Raw genomic sequence first — 18,012 nt, 5'->3', positions numbered from 1 at the left:
CCGCCACTGCCGACACGCTGGAGCCCGCGCGTCAGGAAGCGACCCGGCGCATCGAACGAAGGAGCCACCATGTCCATCACCATCACGCCCCACCTCAACTTCCGCGGCACCGCTCGGGCGGCGCTCGAGCACTATCGCGACGCGTTCGACGGCGAGCTCGTCGTCGTCACGCACGCGCAGTCGTACGGCACCACCGATCCGGCGGAGTCCGACCTCGTCGGCTACGGGATCGTGACGGCGCCGTCGGGGTTCCGCATCATGGCGTTCGACGTGCCCGCCGAGCGCCCCTACGACCCGGGCATCACCCCCAGCTTCGTCTCGGCGCGCGGCACCGACGCCGACGAGCTCGCGGCAGCGTGGGCGCACCTCGCGGAGGCCGAGGGCGCGACGGTCGTCGTGCCGCTCGCGCCGTCGCAGTGGTCGCCGCTGTACGGCATGCTGCAGGACGCGTTCGGCGTCACGTGGGTGCTCGACGTCGAGGTCGCCTGGGGCTGAGCGCGCGCCACCCCGTCGCGACCGGCCGCGACGGGGCGCAGGCTACCCGGTACTCGCAGACCCTCCCGACGCAGCCACGCATCTGCTGGACTGGGGTGGTCGACCGAGACGCGGACGCAGTCCGCGCAGCGCCCACCAGGCCCGGCCGGCCCACCGCATCCGACATCCATTGGAGACCCATGCGCACCGTCGACGCCTACGCCGCGACCTCCGCCACCGACCCGCTCGTCAAGACCACGATCGAGCGCCGCGACGTCGGCGCGAACGACGTCCTCATCGACATCGCCTACGCCGGCATCTGCCACTCCGACATCCACACCGTGCGCGGCGAGTGGGGCGACACGACCTACCCGCTCGTCGTCGGCCACGAGATCGTCGGCGTCGTCGCCGAGGTCGGCAGCGACGTCACGAGCCACTCGGTCGGCGACCGCGTCGGCGTCGGCTGCATGGTGAACTCGTGCCGCACGTGCGAGGCCTGCCTCGCCGGCGAGGAGAACTACTGCCTCGAGGGCAACGTCGGCACCTACGCGTCGGTCGACCGTGACGGGACGATCACGCAGGGCGGCTACTCGACCCACGTGGTCGTCGACGCCGACTTCGTGCTGCGTGTGCCCGAGTCGATCCCGTACGAGGCGGCCGCGCCGCTGCTGTGCGCCGGCATCACGACGTACTCGCCGCTGCACCACTGGAACGTCGGCGAGGGCACGAAGGTCGCCGTCGTGGGCATGGGCGGCCTCGGCCACATGGCCGTGAAGATCGCCGCCGCGATGGGCGCCGAGGTCACGGTGCTGTCGCAGACCACGAGCAAGGAGGCCGACAGCCTCCACTTCGGCGCGACGGCGCACCACGCGACGAAGGACGAGGCGACGTTCGAGACCCTCGCGGGCACCTTCGACGTCATCCTCAACACGGTCAGCGCGAAGCTGCCGATCGACGCCTACCTCGGCCTGCTGCGCCGCAACGGCTCGCTCGTGAACGTCGGCGCCCCGGCAGAGCCGCTCTCACTCAACGTCTTCAACCTGCTCGGCGGCCGCAAGTCGTTCTCGGGCTCGATGATCGGCGGCATCCGCGAGACGCAGGAGATGCTCGACTTCTGCGCCGAGCACGGCATCGCGCCCGAGATCGAGCTCATCGAGGCGGCGCAGGTCAACGAGGCGTACGAGCGCGTGCTCTCGTCCGACGTGCGCTACCGCTTCGTGATCGACGCCTCCACGATCTGACGCAGCCGCGCGAGGTGACGCCCAGCGGGCCGCCGCCTGCACCTCGCACCTGCGTCACCGCTGAGCATCACCTCGCGCGCACCGCATTCGACGACGCCCCGACCGGCTCCCGGTCGGGGCGTCGTCGCGTGCGGGCTCAGCGACGATTCTGGCTGGCGAACACCTCGTCGTACGTGCCGTTCGCGACGGCGAAGCGCTGCCGGCGCACGCGTTCGACGAGCACCTGGGGCGCGTCGGGCTGCGTCTGCAGGATGTCGACGACCTCGGTCACGAAGTCCTCGAGCGGCAGCGCGTGCTCGGTGTCGGTGGCCGCGTTCAGCTGCGTGCGGGTGAGGGGCGGGGCGATCTCGATGACCTGCACGCTCGTCTCGCGCAGCTGCTCGCGCAGCGCCTCGGTGTAGGCGTGCACGCCGGCCTTCGTCGCCGAGTACGTGGGCGTCGCTGCCAGCGGCACGTAGGCGAGCCCGGAGGTGACGGTGAGGATGGCCGCGTCGGGGCGCGTGCGCAGGTGCGGCAGGAAGGCCTCGACGAGTCGGATGGTGCCGGTGAGGTTCGTGGCGATCGTGCGCTCGGCGACGTCGAGCGCGCCGGGCTCGCCGACCTGCTCGGGCTCCATGATCCCCGACATCGTGACGATGGCGTCGAGGTGCGGGTGCTCGGCCGTGACCTGCTCGGCGAGGGCGACGATCGAGGCCGCGTCGGTGACGTCGAGCACGTAGCCGCCCAGGCCGTGCTCGGCGCGGATCGCGTCGAGCCGCTCGCGTCGGCGACCGGCGACGAGCACGGTGCCGCCCGCGGCCTGCAGCCGCTGGGCGAGTGCGAGCCCGATGCCCGAGGTGCCGCCCGCCATGAGGATCGTGGTGCCGTCGATGCGCATGATGCTCCTTCGTGGGTGGTTCCACCGGAACTGTTCCGGCGTTACCGTCGATAACATACGCATGCGGGCGCGGATGTGCAAGTCGCTATCGCCGATCGGTTAGCATCGATCACATGGCCGCTCCCTCGGACACGCGCTCGCGCATCCTCGACGCCGCGAGCACGCTGCTCGACGACGGCGGGCGCGACGCCGTGACGACGCGCGCCGTGAGCGCCGCCGCAGGCGTGCAGCCACCGACGATCTACCGACTCTTCGGCGACATGGACGGCCTGCTCGACGCCGTCGCCGCCGCAGGCTTCGCCGACTACCTCGGGCGCAAGCACGCCATGGACCTCACCGACGATCCCGTCGCCGACCTGCGCGCCGGCAGCGAGATCCACGTGCGGTTCGGCCTCGAGCATCCCGCGCACTACCTGCTCATGTACGGCAGGCCCGACCGCGTCACCGACGCCTCGCGCGCGGCGCATGACCGTCTGACGATGCTCGTGGGCCGCATCGCGGCGGCCGGACGCCTCACCGTGAGCGTGCCGACTGCGGTCGCGATGGTGCACGCGTCGGGCACGGGCACGACGTTGCAGCTCATCGGCACGCCCGCTGCCGAGCGCGACCTCGCGCTGCCGGCGCGCATGATCGACAGCGTGCTCGCGACCATCACGGGCGACGCCCGCGACGCCTCGACCACGGCGGCGTGGGCGTCTGGCCTGCTCGGCGCTCTCGACGACCTGGATGCCGTGCTGTCTCCGGGCGAGCGAGCGTTGGCGTCCGAGCTGCTGCGTCGCGTCGCCGACGCGCGCTGACCGCGCAGCACGCCCGAGGCGCTGCGCCGCGTCGCCTGCCGACAGCCGATCCTGACGACGCCGAGATGCGCAACGGGCTCCCGCGCCGACGACCACCGCGGCAGCGTGGAGCCCATGACCGATGCAACCCAGCCCACCGCATCCGACCCCGACCTGCCCGTCGACCCCGACACGGCCGAGCCCGCCCCGGAGGCGCCCGACCCCGACCAGCCGACGGATCCGACCACGCCCGGGCTCGACGCCCCCGCCGAGCCGGGCGCCCCGACGGCGCCGTCCGTCTCGCCCACGGCCGCGTACGGCGGCCCCGTGACGACCGAGCTCGGCGACCCCGAGGCGCTGCGCGACTCGACGGAGCGCGGCCAGCACGACTGACGCGCCGACGCCTCGCGGCGCCGTGAACGCGAAGAAGCCCCTCGCACTGCGAGGGGCTTCTGCTCTGCGCGCCCGGAGGGATTCGAACCCCCAACCTTCTGATCCGTAGTCAGATGCTCTATCCGTTGAGCTACGGGCGCATGGCCTCGAGGGCCGTGGACCAGCATAGAGGACCACGACCCCCGGCGCGAATCGGCGTGGCGCGAGCCGCGCCGACCGATCAGAGCGGCGTGATGTTGGAGGCCTGCAGACCCTTCTGGCCCTGCGTCACCTCGAACTCCACCTTCTGATCCTCGTCGAGCGTCTTGAAGCCCGACGATGCGATCTGCGAGTAGTGGGCGAAGAGGTCGGCGCTGCCGTCATCGGGGGTGATGAAGCCGTAGCCCTTGCCCGAGTCGAACCACCTCACGGTCCCAGTGGCCATGAGTCTCCCTTGTCATGCTGTGGTGCTGCGTCGGTGCACGGCTGCTGCCGTCGGCCGGGCGGAAGGCAGCCCCTGTCCCCCACCTGGCGTGCTCTCACGCTAGCGAACCGGCCCTGAGGCCTCGAGCGACGAAGGTGCCGATTCTGTAACGGTCCGCCACGACCGGCACCGCCGTCAGCGGTGCACGAAGCCGGGGTCGCGCTTCTCGCGGAAGGCGGCCATGCCCTCCTTCTGGTCCTTCGTGTCGAACTGCGCAGCGAACGCGTGGCGCTCGAATCGCAGACCCTCGGCGAGCGAGGTCTCGAGGGCCGCGTCGAGCGCCGCCTTCGCGGCGTACAGGCTCGGCAGCGACTTCGCCGCGATGCCGTCGGCGATGGATGCGACCTCGTCGAGCAGGTCGTCGGCGGGCACGACGCGCGACACGAGGCCTGCGCGCTCGGCCTCCTCCGCACCGATGAGTCGGCCGGTGAGCACCATGTCGGCCGCCTTGTAGAAGCCGATCGCGCGCACGAGACGCTGCGTGCCGCCGATGCCGGGGATCACGCCGAGGTTCACCTCGGGCTGGCCGAACCTCGCGGTGTCGGCCGCGACGATGAGGTCGCACATCATCGCGAGCTCGCAGCCGCCGCCGAGCGCGTAGCCGGAGACCGCGGCGATCACGGGCGTGCGCACGGCAGCGAATCGCGGCCACAGCCCGAAGGCGTCGTCGACGAGCCAGTCGACGCTCGTCTTCGACTCCATCTCCTTGATGTCGGCGCCCGCCGCGAAAACCTTCGCGGAGCCGGTGAGCACGATCGCGCCGATCCCCTGGTCGGCGTCGAACGCCGTCGCCGCCTCGACGACCTCGCGCATGAGCTGCTCGTCGAGGGCGTTGAGCGCCTCTGGCCGGTCGAGGGTGATCCAGCCGACGCGCCCGCGCGTCTCGACGCGGATGGTCTCGGGGGCGTCGGTCATGGCGTGCTCCTCATCGTGGGGTCGTCGCGGTCGGGGTCGGCAGGTCGGGGATCGGCAGGTCGAGGTCGCCGCCCGGCGGCGGGGCGAAGTACGCCTCGACGTCGGCATCGGCGACCTCGGCGAGGGTCGCGGGCTGCCAGCGCGGGTCGCGGTCCTTGTCGACGAGCTGCGCGCGGATGCCCTCGGCGAGGTCGTGGGTGGCGATGGCGTGCGCGACGATGCGCAGCTCCTGTGCGAGCGCCGCCTCGAGGTGCGGCAGGTCGGCGCCGCGACGACGCGCCTCGGCGGCGACGCGCAGGCCGGAGGGCGACTTCGATCGGATGAGCGCGGCCGTCTCGCGATCCGCCTCGCCGCCCGCGTCGAGCGCTGCGAGCACGCCGTCGACCGTGGGCTCGTCGAACGCGGCAGGCACGTCGTCCCCGGCGCCGGCTGCGGCGTCGGTCGCGAGCGCGGCGATCGCGGCATCCGCGTCGTCGTGCTCCAGGCGCCCCACGAGGTCGTCGAGCCGGTCGGCGGGCACGTGGTGGTCGGCGAGGCCCGCACGGATGGCGGCGGCGGGGCCGACGGGCTGGCCCGTGAGCGCCATCCACGCCCCGACCCTGCCCGCGGCGGGTCGCGACAGCAGCCAGGAGGCGCCGACGTCGGGGGCGAAGCCGATCGTCACCTCGGGGAAGCCGAGGCGGGTGCGCTCGGTGACGACGCGATGGGAGGCGTGGCCGGAGATGCCGACGCCCCCACCGAGCACCACGCCGTCCTGCAGGGCGACCACGGGCTTCGGGAAGCGGGCGACCGCGGCGTCCATGCGGTACTCGTCGCGGAAGAACTGCAGCGTGCCGTCGATCTCGCCGTCGAGGATCGCGCGCCGCAGCCCCACGACGTCGCCGCCTGCGCACAGCCCCCGCTCGCCGGCGCCGCGGATCACGACCGTGCGCACCGCATCGTCGTCGCGCCAGGCGTCCAGCGCGTCGAGCACGGCGAGCACCATGCCGTGGGTGAGGGCGTTCATCGCCCTGGGCCGGTCGAGGGTGATGATGCCGAGCCGACCGCGGCGCTCGACGACGACGTCTTCGCTCATGCGCCCACGCTATCGAGCGCTGCGGTCACGGCACGAGGAGGTCGCGCCTGCGGAGGGTCAGAGGACGGGCGCCTGCTGCTTGCCTGCGGCGATCTGCTCGGCCTCCTGCTCGGTGACGAGCACCAGGCCACGCGTCGAGTTCGCCATCTCCATGAGCGACTCGAGCCATGCGCCGTTCAGCTGCGGCACCCGCGAGCCCGAGAATCGGAACTCGAGCGGGATCGACGGCGACATCCACAGCGACACGCGACCCGAGCCTGCGTGCGCGTCGACGGTCCACGACAGCAGGAACGACTCCTGCCTGCGCAGCTTCGCCGAGACGACAGCCTTGACGTGCGCGAGCATCCGATCTTCGATCTCGTACTGCGTCGCGCCGGCGTAGGTGAGGTGGCCCATGCCTCCATCCTACGACGAGTTCGCGGCAAGATGGTTCACGTCGTGGTTTCGAGAATGCCGTGATGGTGCGGTAACTAGTTCGCCTGACTAGCCATCTCTCTACGCTTCTTCCATCGCCGGGGCCCCTGCCGCTGGAATCCGCGCTGTCAGCGGTCACGCACTGGCACGGCAGACGCAAGGGCCTGGCCCCGACCCGGCGCGACTGGTGTGATCGATGCGGATCGAGAGGAGCCAGGGAATGGGACGTCTGCACTACGGCGACGACGGGGCGGTCGCGCAGCTCGCCGACGAGGATCTGGAGCATCTGCAGGTCGTGATCGTCAACAAGCTGCGCCGCTCGGAGCCGTTCCTGCTGACGATCGACTCCGAGGACGCGCTCGAGCCGACCCTCGCCTTCTGGATCCACGAGCACGCAGACCTGCGCTTCGCGTTCGACCGTCGCGAGCAGAGTCCCACCGATCGCACGCGCCTCGAGCACATGATCCAGCAGGCGTCGACGACGTCGGGGCTGCACCTGCACGCCGCCTGACGACCGACAGTCTCGGCTGGCGGAGGACGACGGCTCGTCGTCGGCGGCGGCGATCAGTCCAGTGCGTCGCGCGACGCCTGCCATGCGACGTGCTCGTGCGCGTAGCGCTCGACCTGGCTCGCGTCGGGTTCGATGGGCGTCAGCGCGATCCCGAGGCGGTCGCGCGCCTCGTCGAGCCCTGCGACGAGTCCGGCGCCGAGGAGCGCCAGGCCCGCGGCGCCTGCGAGCGTGACGTCTGGCTCGCTCGCGACGAGCACGCGGCGCCCCAGGATCGCCGCCCGCATGCGCACGACCTGCTCGGAGCGCGTCGAGCCGCCGGCGAGGATGATGGGCGCGCTGCCAGACGGATCGAGCACGTCGACGCCCTCGCGGACGACGTGGCTCGCCCCCTCCTGCGCAGCACGCAGGATCTCGGCAGGCCCATGCTCGTGGGACTGCCCGAGGAGGGCACCGAGGTCGTCGGCCCGCCAGCGAGGGAACCGCGAGCCCGACATGCTCGGGACGACGCGCAGCCCCCGCGCACCGAGCGGCACGGCAGCGAGCTCGTGCTCGTCGACCGCGCCCACGAGCCCGCGCCAGCGAGCGACCGCCCCTCCCGTCATGCCCGTCGCGCCGCCCGCGACCCATCGGCCGGGCTCGAGCGCGGGGTTGCAGACGGCGCCCGCGGGCGCATCCGTCGGGCGATCGAGCAGCCGGCCGAGGACGTCGGTGGTGCCTGCGACGTCGGCGATCGCATCCGTGCGCGTGCCCAGCAGGATCCCGATGCCCGCCGACCCGTCCGGGGAGCCGGAGACCACCGTCGTACCCTCGGCGAGCCGGCAGCGCGCGGCCGCAGCCGCGTCGAGGGTCGCGACGGGCGCGTGCGGTGTCGCGAGCGCCGGCAGCCACGCGCGCGGCACGCCGACGGCGTCGACGGCATCCGACCAGGTGCGCTCGGCGACGTCGAGCGCGAGCGTGTACGCGGCATCGACCGTGTCGGTGCCGATGTGGCCCGTGAGGCGGGCGACGAGCAGATCCTTCGGGCTCAGCACGGCAGCCACCCTGCGCGCGACGGCCGCATCCAGCAGCGTGGCCGCGAGGGCGAGCCCGCCGCCGGCGAGCGCCGACCGACCCGAGGCCGCCAGGATGCGTGCGCGCACGTCGACGGGCAACGCTGCGAGCGTGTCGACGCCGCGAGCGTCGGACCACGAGCCCGGGTCGACGACGGGGCGCAGGTCGTCGTCGACGGCGACGGCGCCGATGTGGGCGGCGATCGCGAGCGCGGCGGGCCGGCCGTCGACCTCGAGCATCGCGATCGCACGCTCGACGTCGGCCTGCAGCGCGTCGGCGTCGTACGTCGCGCCCCCCACGCTCTCGCGACGGGACACGCGGGTCGAGCGGACCACTCCCACCTCGGTCGACACGAGGGCTGCGCGCACGGCGGAGGTGCCGACGTCGACCGCGACGACGGCGCGCGACAGGTCGATCACTCTGCGTCGATCCGCAGCAGCAGCGGGAAGCTCGGCAGCGTCCAGCCGTGCGTGAACTCCACCGGCTCGTCGGCGTCGGTGTACGTCGTGCGCATGCCGCGCAGCACGGCGACGCCGGGGGCGACGCGCAGCAGCGCAGCCTCGTCGATGCCGAGCATCTCGGCCGTCATCGACTGGTCGGCCCAGCGCAGGCGCACCCCGTGGCGTTCGGTGAGCGTGCGGTAGAGCGAGCCCCCCACGAGCGGCTCGCGCGTGAGGCTCGGCGCGAACCGCGACGGGATCCACGAGTCCTGCAGCGCAGCGGGCGCCCCGTCGACCAGTCGCACGCGCGTGAGGCGGTGCACGGGATCGCCGGGCTCGACGCCCAGCGCCTCGGCGATGTCGGCAGGTGCCTCGACGAGCTCGGCGCGCACGACCTCGCTGGTCACCTCGACGTCCGCGTCGGCGAGCTCGGCGGCGAACGACCGCAGTCGGTCGATGTGCCGCCCCTGCCGCGCCTGGTCGCGCACGAAGGTGCCGCTGCCGTGCTTGCGCACGACCACCTCGTCCGAGGCGAGCAGGTCGAGCGCCTGCCGCACGGTCATCCTGCTGACGCCGTAGCGCTTGGCCATCTCCTGCTCGCTCGGCAGTCGCATGCCCGGCTCGAGCGTGCCGGCGCGCACCTGCTGCACGATGTCGTCATGGATGACCGAGTACCTCGGAGCCCGTTGCATCAGATCGCGCCCTCCGCTCGCAGCCGCTCGACGTCGTCGGCCGACATGCCGAGGATGTCACGGTAGACGTGATCGTTGTCCTCCCCCACGCGCGGCGGTGCCTTGCGCACCGTGGGAGGCGACTTCTCCATGTGGATGGGGTTCGCCGGCATGCGGATGGTGCCGAGATCCGGGTGCTCGGCCTCGACGACCATGCCGCGCGCCGCGATCTGCGGCGACGCCGCGACCTCGGCGACCGATGCGACCTTTGCGTAGGGCACGCCCGCCTCGTCGAGCGCGGCACCGATGGCCTCGCACGTGCGCGAGCCCGCCCACGCCTGGATGATGCCCTCGAGATGCTCCTGGTCGGCCATGCGGCCCTCGACGGTCTGGAACCGCTCCTCGGCTGCGAGATCCTCACGACCCATGACGGCGCACAGCCTCGGGAAGAGCGACGCCGTGCCCGCCTGGATGTAGATGGGACCGTCGGCCGCCTCGTAGACGTTGACGGGCGCCGTGAGCAGATCGCGCGAACCCGACCGCGGCATCTCGAGGCCCAGCATGAGCTCGGCGATGAGGCGCGTGCCGAGCGCCGAGAACATCGTGTCGTACGAGGCGACGTCGACGAGCTGCCCCTCGCCGGTGCGCGCGCGGTGCATGAGCGCGGCGAACGCGCCGATCGCGCCCTGGTAGCCGGTCGTGTAGTCCGCGATGTAGGTGCCCGAGAGCGTGGGCTTGCCATCGGGCTCCCCCGTCATGCTCATGAGCCCGGACGATGCCTGCGAGATGGCGTCGAACAGCGCGCGCTTCGAGTCGGGTCCCGTCTGACCGAATCCCGAGATCGAGACGAGGATGACGTCGTCGTTGAGCTCGCGCATGCGCTCGTATCCGAGCCCCATGGCCTCGAGGGTGCCAGGACGGTAGTTCTCGATGACGACGTCTGCCCATCGCACCAGGTCCTCGAGGATGCCGAGGGCCTCCGGATGCCTGGTGTCGAGCGAGGCCGCCTGCTTGTTGCGGTGGTACAGGAACATGTAGATGCTCTCGCCCTGCCAGTACGGCCCGTGGTGCCGGGAGTCCTCGCCTCGCGGGCGTTCGACCTTCACGACCTCGGCGCCGAAGTCGCCGAGGATCTGTGCGCACAGCGGCCCGGCGATGAACCTCGACAGGTCGAGCACCTTCACGCCCTCGAGCGGTCCTGCGCCCGCGGCGCCTGCTCCTGCAGCCTGCATCATCGCAGCCTCCTCGTCTCTCGTGTCGGGTGCGCGCTCACGCCTCGTGGGGTGCGAATGCCGGATACGTCCATGCGTCGGCCGCACGGTCGAGCACGACGTCCACGAGCAGCGGCCTGCCAGAGGCGAAGCCATCGCGCACGGCGGCGACCAGGGCGTCGACGTCGGTGACGCGCACCCCATCCAAGCCCATGCCGCGAGCGACCTGGGCGAAGTCGACGTCGAGGAAGTCGACGCCGATCGTGCGCCCGTCGAAGTGCAGCACCTGCTCCTGGCGGATGTTGCCGTACGACGAGTCGTTGAGCACGACGACCACCGCCGGCCCGCCTGCGCGGGCGAGGGTCTCGAGCTCGCCGAGGCTCATGCCGAGGGAGCCGTCGCCGATGAGGGCGAGCACGGGCCGCGTCGCGTCGTCGACGACGGAGGCGACGGTCGCCGGCAGCGCGAAGCCCATGTTGCCGAAGCCGACGGGCTTGATGTAGCGGTAGGGCTGCTCCATCTCCCACAGGTACGACCAGACGCCCGGGTTGCCTGCGTCGGGGATGAGCACGGCGTCGGAGGGCGTGACGGCACGCAACGCGCGGACGACGACCGCAGGCGACACCGTTCCTTCGTTCGCTGGCGCGAGGTCGTCGGACATCGCCCACCAGTCGCGCTCGGCCTGCTGCAGCTCGGCGATCCAGTCGGCACGACCGTCGCGGGCCGACTGGGCCTCGTCGGCCGTGGCTGCCAGGAGGTCGCGGGAGAAGGCTGCGAGGTCGCCGACGACGCCGGTGGTGACCTCCGAGTAGTAGCGGCCGATCATCGTCGGGTCGACGTCGACCTGCACGACGTCGGGCAGCACGCGGCGCCAGCGCGTCGTCGACACCGCGTTGAGGCTGTTGCCGAGCGCGAGCACGAGGTCGGCGTCGCCGATGACGCGCGTCGACAGGTTGGTGCCCATGCGGCTGAGGGCACCGAACACGAGCGGGTGCGTCGTCGGCACGGCACCCATGCCGTTGAACGTCGTGATGACGGGGATCGAGAGGGCGTCGGCGAGCGCGAGCACGTCCTCGGACGCCTGCGCGCGGTTCGCGCCGTTGCCGACCCAGATGACGGGCCGCTCGGCGGCGAGGACGCGCGCAGCGATCTCGGCGACGCGATCGGCACCGGCGACGGGACGCGAGCCCACCCACGAGCGCAGCGGATGCACCTCCGGCACCGCTGGCGCGTCGAACGTCTGCTCGATCGTGTCGCGAGCGAAGTCGAGGTGGATGGGGCCGGGGTTGCCGGTCATCGCGTTGACGTACGCCTCCGCCATCGCCTGCGTGATGCTCGCCTGATGCGCGACCAGACGCGACCACTTCGTGAACGGCTTGAAGATCTCGACGTGGTCGGCGTTCTGCGCGTCGTCCTTGTGGATGTTCTCGCCGTTGTTGTTGCACGTGACGATGAACGCGGGACTCGAGTCGCGGAAGGCGCCGCCGACGCCGGTGAGCAGGTTCGTCGCGCCCGGTCCCGTCGTCGCGATCGCGACGGCCGGGCGGCCGGTGAGCCGCCCGTAGGCGTCGGCCATGACGGCGGCGGCGTTCTCGTGCCGCGTGTGGACCATCTCGATGCTGGGGCTGTCGATGATGGCGTCGGTGATGGCGAGCGTCTGCCCGCCGACCACGCCGAACACCTTCGTGATGCCGAGCGACTCGAGCATCTGCACCACGAGCTTGCCGCCGGTGATCTCGTTCGTCATGTTCGTCTTCCTCTTCACTGTGGTCACTGGTCGGTCTCGTGCGAGACGCGGATCTCGGATGGGAGGGGCGCGCTCGCCCATCCCGCGGCGCTGAGGGCTCCGTCGGCCCTTCGCACCCACACCTGCGCATGCACGCGGTCGTCGTCGACGCCGGTGACGACGCCGCCGATCTCGATGGGCTCGTGGACGTCGACGGTCTGCAGGAACTTCACGCGCAGCCAGCCGCCTGCGAGGAACCCTGTCCCGAAGGTCCGCGTCAGCAGCTCGGCGATCGCCGCGAACTGCTGCTGCCCCTGCACGATCGGCACGCGCATGCCGCCGGCCCTCGCGAGGTCGAGGTCGTTGTGGATGTTGCGGACGTACTCGCCGATGCGCGAGAACACCGCCGCCTGCTCGGTCGTGAACGTCTTGCCGAGCGTCGGCAGCACCTGCCCGGCGCTCGGCGACGCGGAGTCGAACGGCGGCGCGTCGGCGGGCACCTCGCCCGTCACGCGCTCGTCGGCTGACGCTGGGGTCGCGCTGCCGCGGCCGGCGACGTCGCCGGGGCGCGTGCGCAGGATCTCGACGCCGCGGTGGCGCAGGATGCTGCGGCCGTCCGAGCCCGTCGCCGTCGCCTCCATGACGACGTAGCCCTGCCCGCGCCGCTCGTAGGCCTCTGTGTAGGTGCCCTCGAGCGTCACCTCCTCGTCGAGGAAGGCGGGCGAGTCGAACCAGAGCTGCTCCTCGGTGTGCAGACCCACGACTCGGCTCGCGGCGTAGACCGTGGTGAAGAGCTGCACGAGGTCGTTGCCCAGCAGCGACGCATGCCCGATGCGGCGCCCGTCGAACGGGCTCGCGTGGAGGTGCCACGCGTGGTGATCGTCCTGCGTGAAGGCGAAGCGCTTGATCTTGTGGTCGTCGACGACGACCGTGATGGGGCCGAGCCGCTCGGGGATCGCGAGCTGCTCGAACTCGGGCTCCTTGAGCCCGGCCTCGAGGTCGTCGACGTCGCGTGCGCGACGCGGATCCGTGAGGTCGCGGGTCATCGCTGCTCCTCCCCGATCGCGTTCATGTCGGCCTTGTTCGTCTCGGGCGCGAGGTAGGCGCAGACGCCGCCCAGGATCAGCGCGAGCACGGTGATGAGCGCGATGGGCCACGGATCGCCGCCGGTCGCCGCGAAGATCGCCGTCGAGGCCAGGGGCCACAGGCCGATGAGCACCGAGGGCAGCTGCGCGGCCAGCGAGACGCCCGTGTAGCGCACCTTCGTGCCGAACAGCTCTGAGAAGAACGACGGCTCGACGCCGTAGACGGCGCCGACGCCGATCGCGTAGGCCACCGCGTAGATGACGTACATCATCGGGATGTTGCCGGCGTCGAGGATCCAGAAGAACGGGAACGACACGGCGGCGCCCACCGCGGCTCCGAGGATGAAGACCGCGCGACGGCCGATGCGGTCGCTGAGCCTGCCGAAGAAGTAGTACGTGTAGATGGCGATGGCAGCGGCGATCGTGGACGCCCAGAGGATGTCGGTGCGGCCGATGTCGGTGTAGTTCGTCGCGAACGTGAGGCCGATCGTGAGGATGATGTAGCCGAACACGGCCTCGCCGAAGCGCATGCCCATCGCGAGCAGCAGCGGACGCTTGAAGCGGCGGAAGAGCTCGGCGAGCGGCAGCTGCTCCTTGGGCCCATCGGCATCGGCCTTCGCCTCGATGGCCTCCTGCGCCGCCTGGAACGTCGGCGTCTCGGTGAGCTTGAAGCGGATGAAGAGACCGACGCCGATCAGGATCGCGCTCAGCAGGAACGGCAGGCGCCATCCCCACGACAGCAGCTGCTCGTCCGGCAGCGTCGACACGATCGCGAAGATGCTCGTCGACATCACGAGGCCGACGGCGTTGCCGATCTGCGGGAAGCTGCCGTACGCGCCGCGCTTGCCCTCCGGGGCGTACTCGACGGCCACGAGCGATGCGCCACCCCATTCGCCGCCGACGCCGAAGCCCTGGATGAGCCGCAGGACGACCAGCAGGATGGGCGCGGCGATCCCGATCTGCTCCGTCGTGGGCAGGAGCCCGATGCAGAACGTCGCGATGCCCATGAGCATGAGCGTCGTGACGAGCGCCGCCTTGCGTCCGAACTTGTCGCCGAAGTGCCCGAAGACGACCCCGCCGAGCGGGCGGGCGAAGAAGCCGACGCCGAAGACGGCGAACGCCGCGAGCGTGCCGTAGATCGGGTCGCCGTCGCTGGGGAAGAAGAGACGGCCGAACACGAGCGCGGAGGCCGTGCCGAAGATGAAGTAGTCGTACCACTCGACGGCGGTGCCGACGAGGCTCGCGACTGCTGCACGGCGTGCGAGCCGTGTGCGTTCGCGCTGATCGGTGGGGGCTGTGGCTGCCATGGTGACTCCTTCGTCGTGATGGGGTGCCGGGACGGGTGCTCGACGCCGGGCTCGATGGCGCCGACGCCGAGCGGTCGTGGGGACTCGGTGCGTGGGATTGCTCGACGCTCGGAGCGCCGCGCTGAGGGTCAGACCAGCGTCGTCGGTCTGCGGTCGTCGTCGTCGATGGCGGCGGATGCCCAGCCGACGGCCGTGCGGGTGCCGTCGGCCTTCTCGACCCAGACCTCGACCTCGAGGCGGCCATCGTGCTCGCCGAGCACTGCCCCGGAGGTCGTGAGCCGCTCGTCGACGAACGCCGGCGAGACGAACCGCAGGTCGAGGTCGCCGGTCGTGAACCATGCGGCGCCGAAGACGTCGACGAGGTTCGCGAGCACGTGGCCGGTCTGCTGCTGGGCCTGCACGATGGTGCGATCGAGCCCGGAGGCCGCCGCCTTCTCGATGCTCGTGTGCACGTTGGCGAAGCCACGGCCAGCCCAGGAGAAGACGGACATCTGGTCTTGCGAGAACGCGGTCGTCCTGGCTGGCAGCGCGGCGCGCTCCTGCAGACCGTGCGTCGCGCGAGTCGCGACGGGCAGCGTGTCGTCGACGGTGCCGAGCACCGTGCGCGAGCGCTGCTCGCCCTCCGAGCGCCTGCCTCCCACGACGTCGCCCGCGACGGTCCGCATGATCTCGCGGCCGACGTGCTCGACGAGCACGCGACCGTCGGCACCCTTGGCCGTGGCCTCGAGCGTGACGTAGCCCTGGCCGCGCCGCTCGTACTTCTCGGTGTACCCGCCCTCGATCGTCACGGTCTCGCCGTGGCGGATGGGCGAGCGGAAGCGCAGGTGCTCGTGGGTGTGGAGGCCCTGCGCCGTGTTGCCGTCGTACCCCTGGTAGAAGAGGAACAGCAGCTCGTTGGCGAGCACCAGCGGATGGGCGACCGGGCCACCGAAGGGCGAGTCGACGAAGTACCAGTCGCGGAAGTCGTCCTGGGCGAAGGCGTGGTCGAGCACCGTGCGGCGATCGACGAGCACCTCGACGGGGCCGAACGTCTCGGGCACCTCGACCAGCTCGTACCGGGCTTCCTTCAGCGACATCGTCGTCGCTCCTCTCGTCGCGTCATCGGGGCAAGTCGTCTAGACGACTAGATGAACCGTACGACGAGATGAGCGATGCGTCAAGCGGAGGCCCTGCGAGACGCGCGCCCAGCATCAAGACGGGCTCGCGCCAGTCGAGGGCGGCGTGGAAGGACGTCGCGACGTGGGTCAGCGGCACTCGAGGGCTCCCGACCGCGTCGCCGTCGCCCGCGCCATGACGCGCTCGGGGATGATCGCGACGGGTCCGGCAGCGAGGCGTGCGGTCATGGAGTGGGTGGAGGCGCGGTTGCCGCGGCTCCAGCGCGGGGAGGCCGACCCCGCACCGATGCTGCGCCGAAGGCTCAGGCGCGCCTCGTGCGTGCGCCTGAGCCTTCGGCCGGTCGTGTCGGCGCCGGTCAGCGGCCCGTGCGGCCGAGCCGGATGGCCGCGCGAGGCACGCCGACGATGAGCGCGAGCGCGCCCACGAGCAGGGCGAGCCCTGCGATGGCGAGGCCGGCGAGCGGGGCACCACCGGTCACGGGCAGCTCGCCGCCCGTGCTGCTGCCGCCACCGCCACCGCCGCCGCTGCCGCCACCGCCACCGCCCGGCACGCTCGGCGCCGGCGCCGAGGGGGCCGGTGCCGAGGGGCCGGGACCTGTCGGCGGTGCCGACTCCTCCGGCGGCGTGACGGGCGGCGACGCCACCGGCGGCGCGTCGGCGATCGTCACGGTGTAGGTCTCGGAGTCGTCCTCGCTGTCGGGGTTGTCCGCGATCACCGTGAAGGTGAAGTCTCCTGGCGTCGTGGGCGTGCCCGAGATGACGCCCGTGACCTCGTCGATCGCGAGTCCTGGCGGCAGCGACCCCTCGACCGTGTAGGTCGGTGCCGGCGTGCCGTCGGCGACCACCGTGAACTCGTACGTCGTGCCGACGGTGCCGTCCGGAGGCGCGGGCGACGTGATGCTCGGCACCGTGGTCTCGACGACCGTGCCCGTCGTGGGGCACGGGGCCGGCACGGTGATGGTGTTCGTGTCGAGCGTGACGGCACCGGTCAGCGCGAGCAGCCGGCCCTGCACGGTGGCGGCGGCCACGAGCGAGATGCTCTCCTGCGCCACGATCGTGCCCGCGAAGTCCGCGCTCTCGCCGAGGGTGGCTGAGGTGCCGACCTGCCAGAACACGTTGCAGGCGCTGGCTCCGCCCGAGAACGTCATCTCGGTGTTCGCGTTGATCGTGAGGGCGCTCTGCACCTGCATGACCCAGACCGAGCGGTCCGAGCCCTCGAACGCGAGGGCGCCGTTCACGGCCAGGTCGACCGCGCCGCCCGTGTAGGTTCCGGGCGAGAGCGTGAGCCCGTCGAGCTGGGTGATGTCGAGCGACTGCGGCGTGAGGCTGTCGGCGACGCCGTAGGCGATGGTCGCATCCTGCCGGGCGAGGGCGGCGACCTCCTCGCCGTAGTACTCGTCGCCGTTGATCACGGATCCCTGCCCGCCATCGAGGCCGGTGACCGACGAGGCGTCGTTGGGGCTGATGCCCACGTCGCCGTTCAGGACGGACGGCCCGCTGTTCGAGACGCCGACGGCCCCGAGCACGGCGAACGGCTCGGCGCTTCCGAGGTCGACAGGACCGTCGACGGCGGTGTCTGCAGCGGCGACCGCCGCTGACGAGAGGAAGATGGCGGACGCCGCGACCAGAGCCGCACCGCCCTTGAGGGTCCTACGAGAGACGGTCGTGCGGGCCATGTGGCCACCTGACTGCGAAGAGGAGCCAATGGCACGGCCCTCGAAGTCGCGAGCAGCATGTTCCCGGTTGCGCTGAGGCAACCTCAGAACCATGTACCCCACAATGCACATGGAGGCGGAGCGTCGCCGCCCCGACGGGCGCGGCCGATCGCGATGCCGCGGCGGCGAGTCGTGCCGACAGGGCTCGCATCGTCGCCGCTCAGCCGGCGAGACGTACCCGCGTCTGGTCGTGGGACGCGTCGATGGCGTCGATGTAGGCGGAGATCGCGTCGCGGTTCTGCGTCAGGAAGTCGATCTTCTCCGACATCCGATCGCGCTCGTTCACCAGCGTCTCTCGCAAGCCCGGCTCCGCATCGTGGACGACGATCGTCCGCGACTGATGCAGGCACGGAAGGATGTCGGACACGATGCGCGTGGGGATGCCTGCATCCACGAGCCCGCGGATCTTCAGCACGCGATCGACGAGGTAGTCGTCGTAGTCCCGGTAGCCGTTGTCGAGCCGGTTCGGCGTGATGAGCCCTTGCTCCTCGTAGTACCGCAGCATTCGCGCGGGCACGCCGGTCCTCGATGCGAGCTCACCGATGCGCATGAG

19 protein-coding genes and 1 tRNA gene are annotated in these 18,012 nt (G+C 71.6%); 5 read left to right on the top strand and 15 right to left on the bottom strand.

Going from position 1 to position 18,012, the window contains the following annotated elements:
• Positions 1 to 69: 69 nt before the first annotated feature.
• Together ACZ6H8_RS14040 and ACZ6H8_RS14035 are read left to right on the top strand one after the other, a co-directional pair.
• On the top strand, positions 70 to 495 hold the full coding sequence (locus ACZ6H8_RS14040; protein WP_464147523.1) for a VOC family protein: 426 nt from the start codon (positions 70 to 72) through the stop codon (positions 493 to 495).
• A gap of 179 nt (positions 496 to 674) precedes the next feature.
• Positions 675 to 1,715, top strand: coding sequence for an NAD(P)-dependent alcohol dehydrogenase (locus ACZ6H8_RS14035; protein ID WP_464147522.1), 1,041 nt, complete (start codon positions 675 to 677; stop codon positions 1,713 to 1,715).
• Between the two features lie 136 nt (positions 1,716 to 1,851).
• Here ACZ6H8_RS14035 and ACZ6H8_RS14030 read toward each other — a convergent pair whose 3' ends face one another.
• Entirely contained in the window at positions 1,852 to 2,592 is a 741-nt protein-coding gene (locus tag ACZ6H8_RS14030) for an SDR family oxidoreductase (RefSeq protein WP_464147521.1), read from the bottom strand.
• Between the two features lie 113 nt (positions 2,593 to 2,705).
• On the opposite strand from ACZ6H8_RS14030, the gene ACZ6H8_RS14025 reads away from it, so the two are divergent.
• The gene (locus tag ACZ6H8_RS14025; RefSeq protein WP_464147519.1) at positions 2,706 to 3,389 is read left to right on the top strand and encodes a TetR/AcrR family transcriptional regulator; all 684 of its coding nucleotides are present in this window, start codon (positions 2,706 to 2,708) and stop codon (positions 3,387 to 3,389) included.
• A 114-nt stretch (positions 3,390 to 3,503) separates the two neighbouring features.
• Entirely contained in the window at positions 3,504 to 3,761 is a 258-nt protein-coding gene (locus ACZ6H8_RS14020) for a hypothetical protein (protein ID WP_464147517.1), read from the top strand.
• Between the two features lie 67 nt (positions 3,762 to 3,828).
• On the opposite strand, the gene ACZ6H8_RS14015 is transcribed toward ACZ6H8_RS14020, so the two are convergent.
• The 5 genes from ACZ6H8_RS14015 to ACZ6H8_RS13995 form a co-directional block, all read right to left on the bottom strand.
• Positions 3,829 to 3,901: transfer RNA gene (locus tag ACZ6H8_RS14015), tRNA-Arg, on the bottom strand.
• 80 nt (positions 3,902 to 3,981) lie between these two features.
• Positions 3,982 to 4,185, bottom strand: a complete 204-nt coding sequence (locus ACZ6H8_RS14010; RefSeq protein ID WP_464147516.1) for a cold-shock protein — start codon at positions 4,183 to 4,185, stop codon at positions 3,982 to 3,984.
• Between the two features lie 174 nt (positions 4,186 to 4,359).
• Positions 4,360 to 5,139 carry an enoyl-CoA hydratase-related protein gene (locus ACZ6H8_RS14005; RefSeq protein ID WP_464147515.1) on the bottom strand — a complete coding sequence of 260 codons (780 nt, stop codon included), beginning with the start codon at positions 5,137 to 5,139 and terminating at the stop codon, positions 4,360 to 4,362.
• Positions 5,140 to 5,149: 10 nt separating this feature from the next.
• Positions 5,150 to 6,214 (bottom strand): 3-hydroxyisobutyryl-CoA hydrolase, encoded by a 1,065-nt coding sequence (locus tag ACZ6H8_RS14000; RefSeq protein WP_464147514.1) that lies wholly within the window; start codon positions 6,212 to 6,214, stop codon positions 5,150 to 5,152.
• Positions 6,215 to 6,271: 57 nt separating this feature from the next.
• Positions 6,272 to 6,610: a DUF7882 family protein gene (locus tag ACZ6H8_RS13995; protein WP_464147512.1), complete on the bottom strand. Its 339-nt coding sequence runs from the start codon at positions 6,608 to 6,610 to the stop codon at positions 6,272 to 6,274.
• Positions 6,611 to 6,848: 238 nt separating this feature from the next.
• Here ACZ6H8_RS13995 and ACZ6H8_RS13990 point away from each other — a divergent pair, with 238 nt between their 5' ends.
• Complete coding sequence (locus ACZ6H8_RS13990) at positions 6,849 to 7,139, top strand: DUF7882 family protein (protein ID WP_464147511.1); 291 nt, start codon at positions 6,849 to 6,851, stop codon at positions 7,137 to 7,139.
• A gap of 53 nt (positions 7,140 to 7,192) precedes the next feature.
• On the opposite strand, the gene ACZ6H8_RS13985 is transcribed toward ACZ6H8_RS13990, so the two are convergent.
• The 9 genes from ACZ6H8_RS13985 to ACZ6H8_RS13945 form a co-directional block, all read right to left on the bottom strand.
• A complete protein-coding gene (locus ACZ6H8_RS13985; protein ID WP_464147510.1) occupies positions 7,193 to 8,608 on the bottom strand; it encodes a xylulokinase in 1,416 nt (471 codons plus the stop codon).
• Positions 8,605 to 9,321: a GntR family transcriptional regulator gene (locus ACZ6H8_RS13980; protein WP_464147509.1), complete on the bottom strand. Its 717-nt coding sequence runs from the start codon at positions 9,319 to 9,321 to the stop codon at positions 8,605 to 8,607. The genes ACZ6H8_RS13985 and ACZ6H8_RS13980 overlap by 4 nt, the downstream gene beginning before the upstream one ends.
• On the bottom strand, positions 9,321 to 10,535 hold the full coding sequence (locus tag ACZ6H8_RS13975; RefSeq protein ID WP_464147508.1) for a CaiB/BaiF CoA transferase family protein: 1,215 nt from the start codon (positions 10,533 to 10,535) through the stop codon (positions 9,321 to 9,323). The genes ACZ6H8_RS13980 and ACZ6H8_RS13975 overlap by 1 nt, the downstream gene beginning before the upstream one ends.
• 34 nt (positions 10,536 to 10,569) lie before the next feature.
• Entirely contained in the window at positions 10,570 to 12,258 is a 1,689-nt protein-coding gene (locus ACZ6H8_RS13970; protein ID WP_464147507.1) for a thiamine pyrophosphate-binding protein, read from the bottom strand.
• A gap of 23 nt (positions 12,259 to 12,281) precedes the next feature.
• Complete coding sequence (locus ACZ6H8_RS13965) at positions 12,282 to 13,283, bottom strand: hypothetical protein (protein WP_464147505.1); 1,002 nt, start codon at positions 13,281 to 13,283, stop codon at positions 12,282 to 12,284.
• Positions 13,280 to 14,629, bottom strand: a complete 1,350-nt coding sequence (locus ACZ6H8_RS13960) for an MFS transporter (RefSeq protein ID WP_464147503.1) — start codon at positions 14,627 to 14,629, stop codon at positions 13,280 to 13,282. The genes ACZ6H8_RS13965 and ACZ6H8_RS13960 overlap by 4 nt, the downstream gene beginning before the upstream one ends.
• Positions 14,630 to 14,757: 128 nt before the next feature.
• A complete protein-coding gene (locus ACZ6H8_RS13955) occupies positions 14,758 to 15,705 on the bottom strand; it encodes a hypothetical protein (RefSeq protein ID WP_464147502.1) in 948 nt (315 codons plus the stop codon).
• 395 nt (positions 15,706 to 16,100) lie between these two features.
• Positions 16,101 to 17,420, bottom strand: a complete 1,320-nt coding sequence (locus ACZ6H8_RS13950) for an ice-binding family protein (protein WP_464147501.1) — start codon at positions 17,418 to 17,420, stop codon at positions 16,101 to 16,103.
• A gap of 199 nt (positions 17,421 to 17,619) precedes the next feature.
• Positions 17,620 to 18,009 carry a MerR family transcriptional regulator gene (locus tag ACZ6H8_RS13945; RefSeq protein WP_464147500.1) on the bottom strand — a complete coding sequence of 130 codons (390 nt, stop codon included), beginning with the start codon at positions 18,007 to 18,009 and terminating at the stop codon, positions 17,620 to 17,622.
• Positions 18,010 to 18,012 lie beyond the last annotated feature (3 nt).

The organism is Agrococcus sp. AC640b (genome assembly GCF_979255995.1).
Note: the sequence above shows the minus strand (reverse complement) of the source record. Positions and strands in the feature narration are given on the sequence as shown.

Excerpts from the sequence above, each read along its gene's own strand:
- ACZ6H8_RS14020 (WP_464147517.1), top strand. The coding sequence starts at position 3,504 with ATGACCGATGCAACCCAGCCCACCGCATCCGACCCCGACCTGCCCGTC.
- ACZ6H8_RS13960 (WP_464147503.1), bottom strand. The coding sequence starts at position 14,629 with ATGGCAGCCACAGCCCCCACCGATCAGCGCGAACGCACACGGCTCGCA.
- ACZ6H8_RS13975 (WP_464147508.1), bottom strand. The coding sequence starts at position 10,535 with ATGATGCAGGCTGCAGGAGCAGGCGCCGCGGGCGCAGGACCGCTCGAG.
- ACZ6H8_RS14025 (WP_464147519.1), top strand. The coding sequence starts at position 2,706 with ATGGCCGCTCCCTCGGACACGCGCTCGCGCATCCTCGACGCCGCGAGC.
- ACZ6H8_RS13990 (WP_464147511.1), top strand. The coding sequence starts at position 6,849 with ATGGGACGTCTGCACTACGGCGACGACGGGGCGGTCGCGCAGCTCGCC.
- ACZ6H8_RS14010 (WP_464147516.1), bottom strand. The coding sequence starts at position 4,185 with ATGGCCACTGGGACCGTGAGGTGGTTCGACTCGGGCAAGGGCTACGGC.
- ACZ6H8_RS13970 (WP_464147507.1), bottom strand. The coding sequence starts at position 12,258 with ATGACGAACGAGATCACCGGCGGCAAGCTCGTGGTGCAGATGCTCGAG.
- ACZ6H8_RS13945 (WP_464147500.1), bottom strand. The coding sequence starts at position 18,009 with ATGCGCATCGGTGAGCTCGCATCGAGGACCGGCGTGCCCGCGCGAATG.
- ACZ6H8_RS13965 (WP_464147505.1), bottom strand. The coding sequence starts at position 13,283 with ATGACCCGCGACCTCACGGATCCGCGTCGCGCACGCGACGTCGACGAC.
- ACZ6H8_RS14000 (WP_464147514.1), bottom strand. The coding sequence starts at position 6,214 with ATGAGCGAAGACGTCGTCGTCGAGCGCCGCGGTCGGCTCGGCATCATC.
- ACZ6H8_RS14005 (WP_464147515.1), bottom strand. The coding sequence starts at position 5,139 with ATGACCGACGCCCCCGAGACCATCCGCGTCGAGACGCGCGGGCGCGTC.
- ACZ6H8_RS13955 (WP_464147502.1), bottom strand. The coding sequence starts at position 15,705 with ATGTCGCTGAAGGAAGCCCGGTACGAGCTGGTCGAGGTGCCCGAGACG.
- ACZ6H8_RS13995 (WP_464147512.1), bottom strand. The coding sequence starts at position 6,610 with ATGGGCCACCTCACCTACGCCGGCGCGACGCAGTACGAGATCGAAGAT.
- ACZ6H8_RS13950 (WP_464147501.1), bottom strand. The coding sequence starts at position 17,420 with ATGGCCCGCACGACCGTCTCTCGTAGGACCCTCAAGGGCGGTGCGGCT.
- ACZ6H8_RS13980 (WP_464147509.1), bottom strand. The coding sequence starts at position 9,321 with ATGCAACGGGCTCCGAGGTACTCGGTCATCCATGACGACATCGTGCAG.
- ACZ6H8_RS14040 (WP_464147523.1), top strand. The coding sequence starts at position 70 with ATGTCCATCACCATCACGCCCCACCTCAACTTCCGCGGCACCGCTCGG.
- ACZ6H8_RS14035 (WP_464147522.1), top strand. The coding sequence starts at position 675 with ATGCGCACCGTCGACGCCTACGCCGCGACCTCCGCCACCGACCCGCTC.
- ACZ6H8_RS14030 (WP_464147521.1), bottom strand. The coding sequence starts at position 2,592 with ATGCGCATCGACGGCACCACGATCCTCATGGCGGGCGGCACCTCGGGC.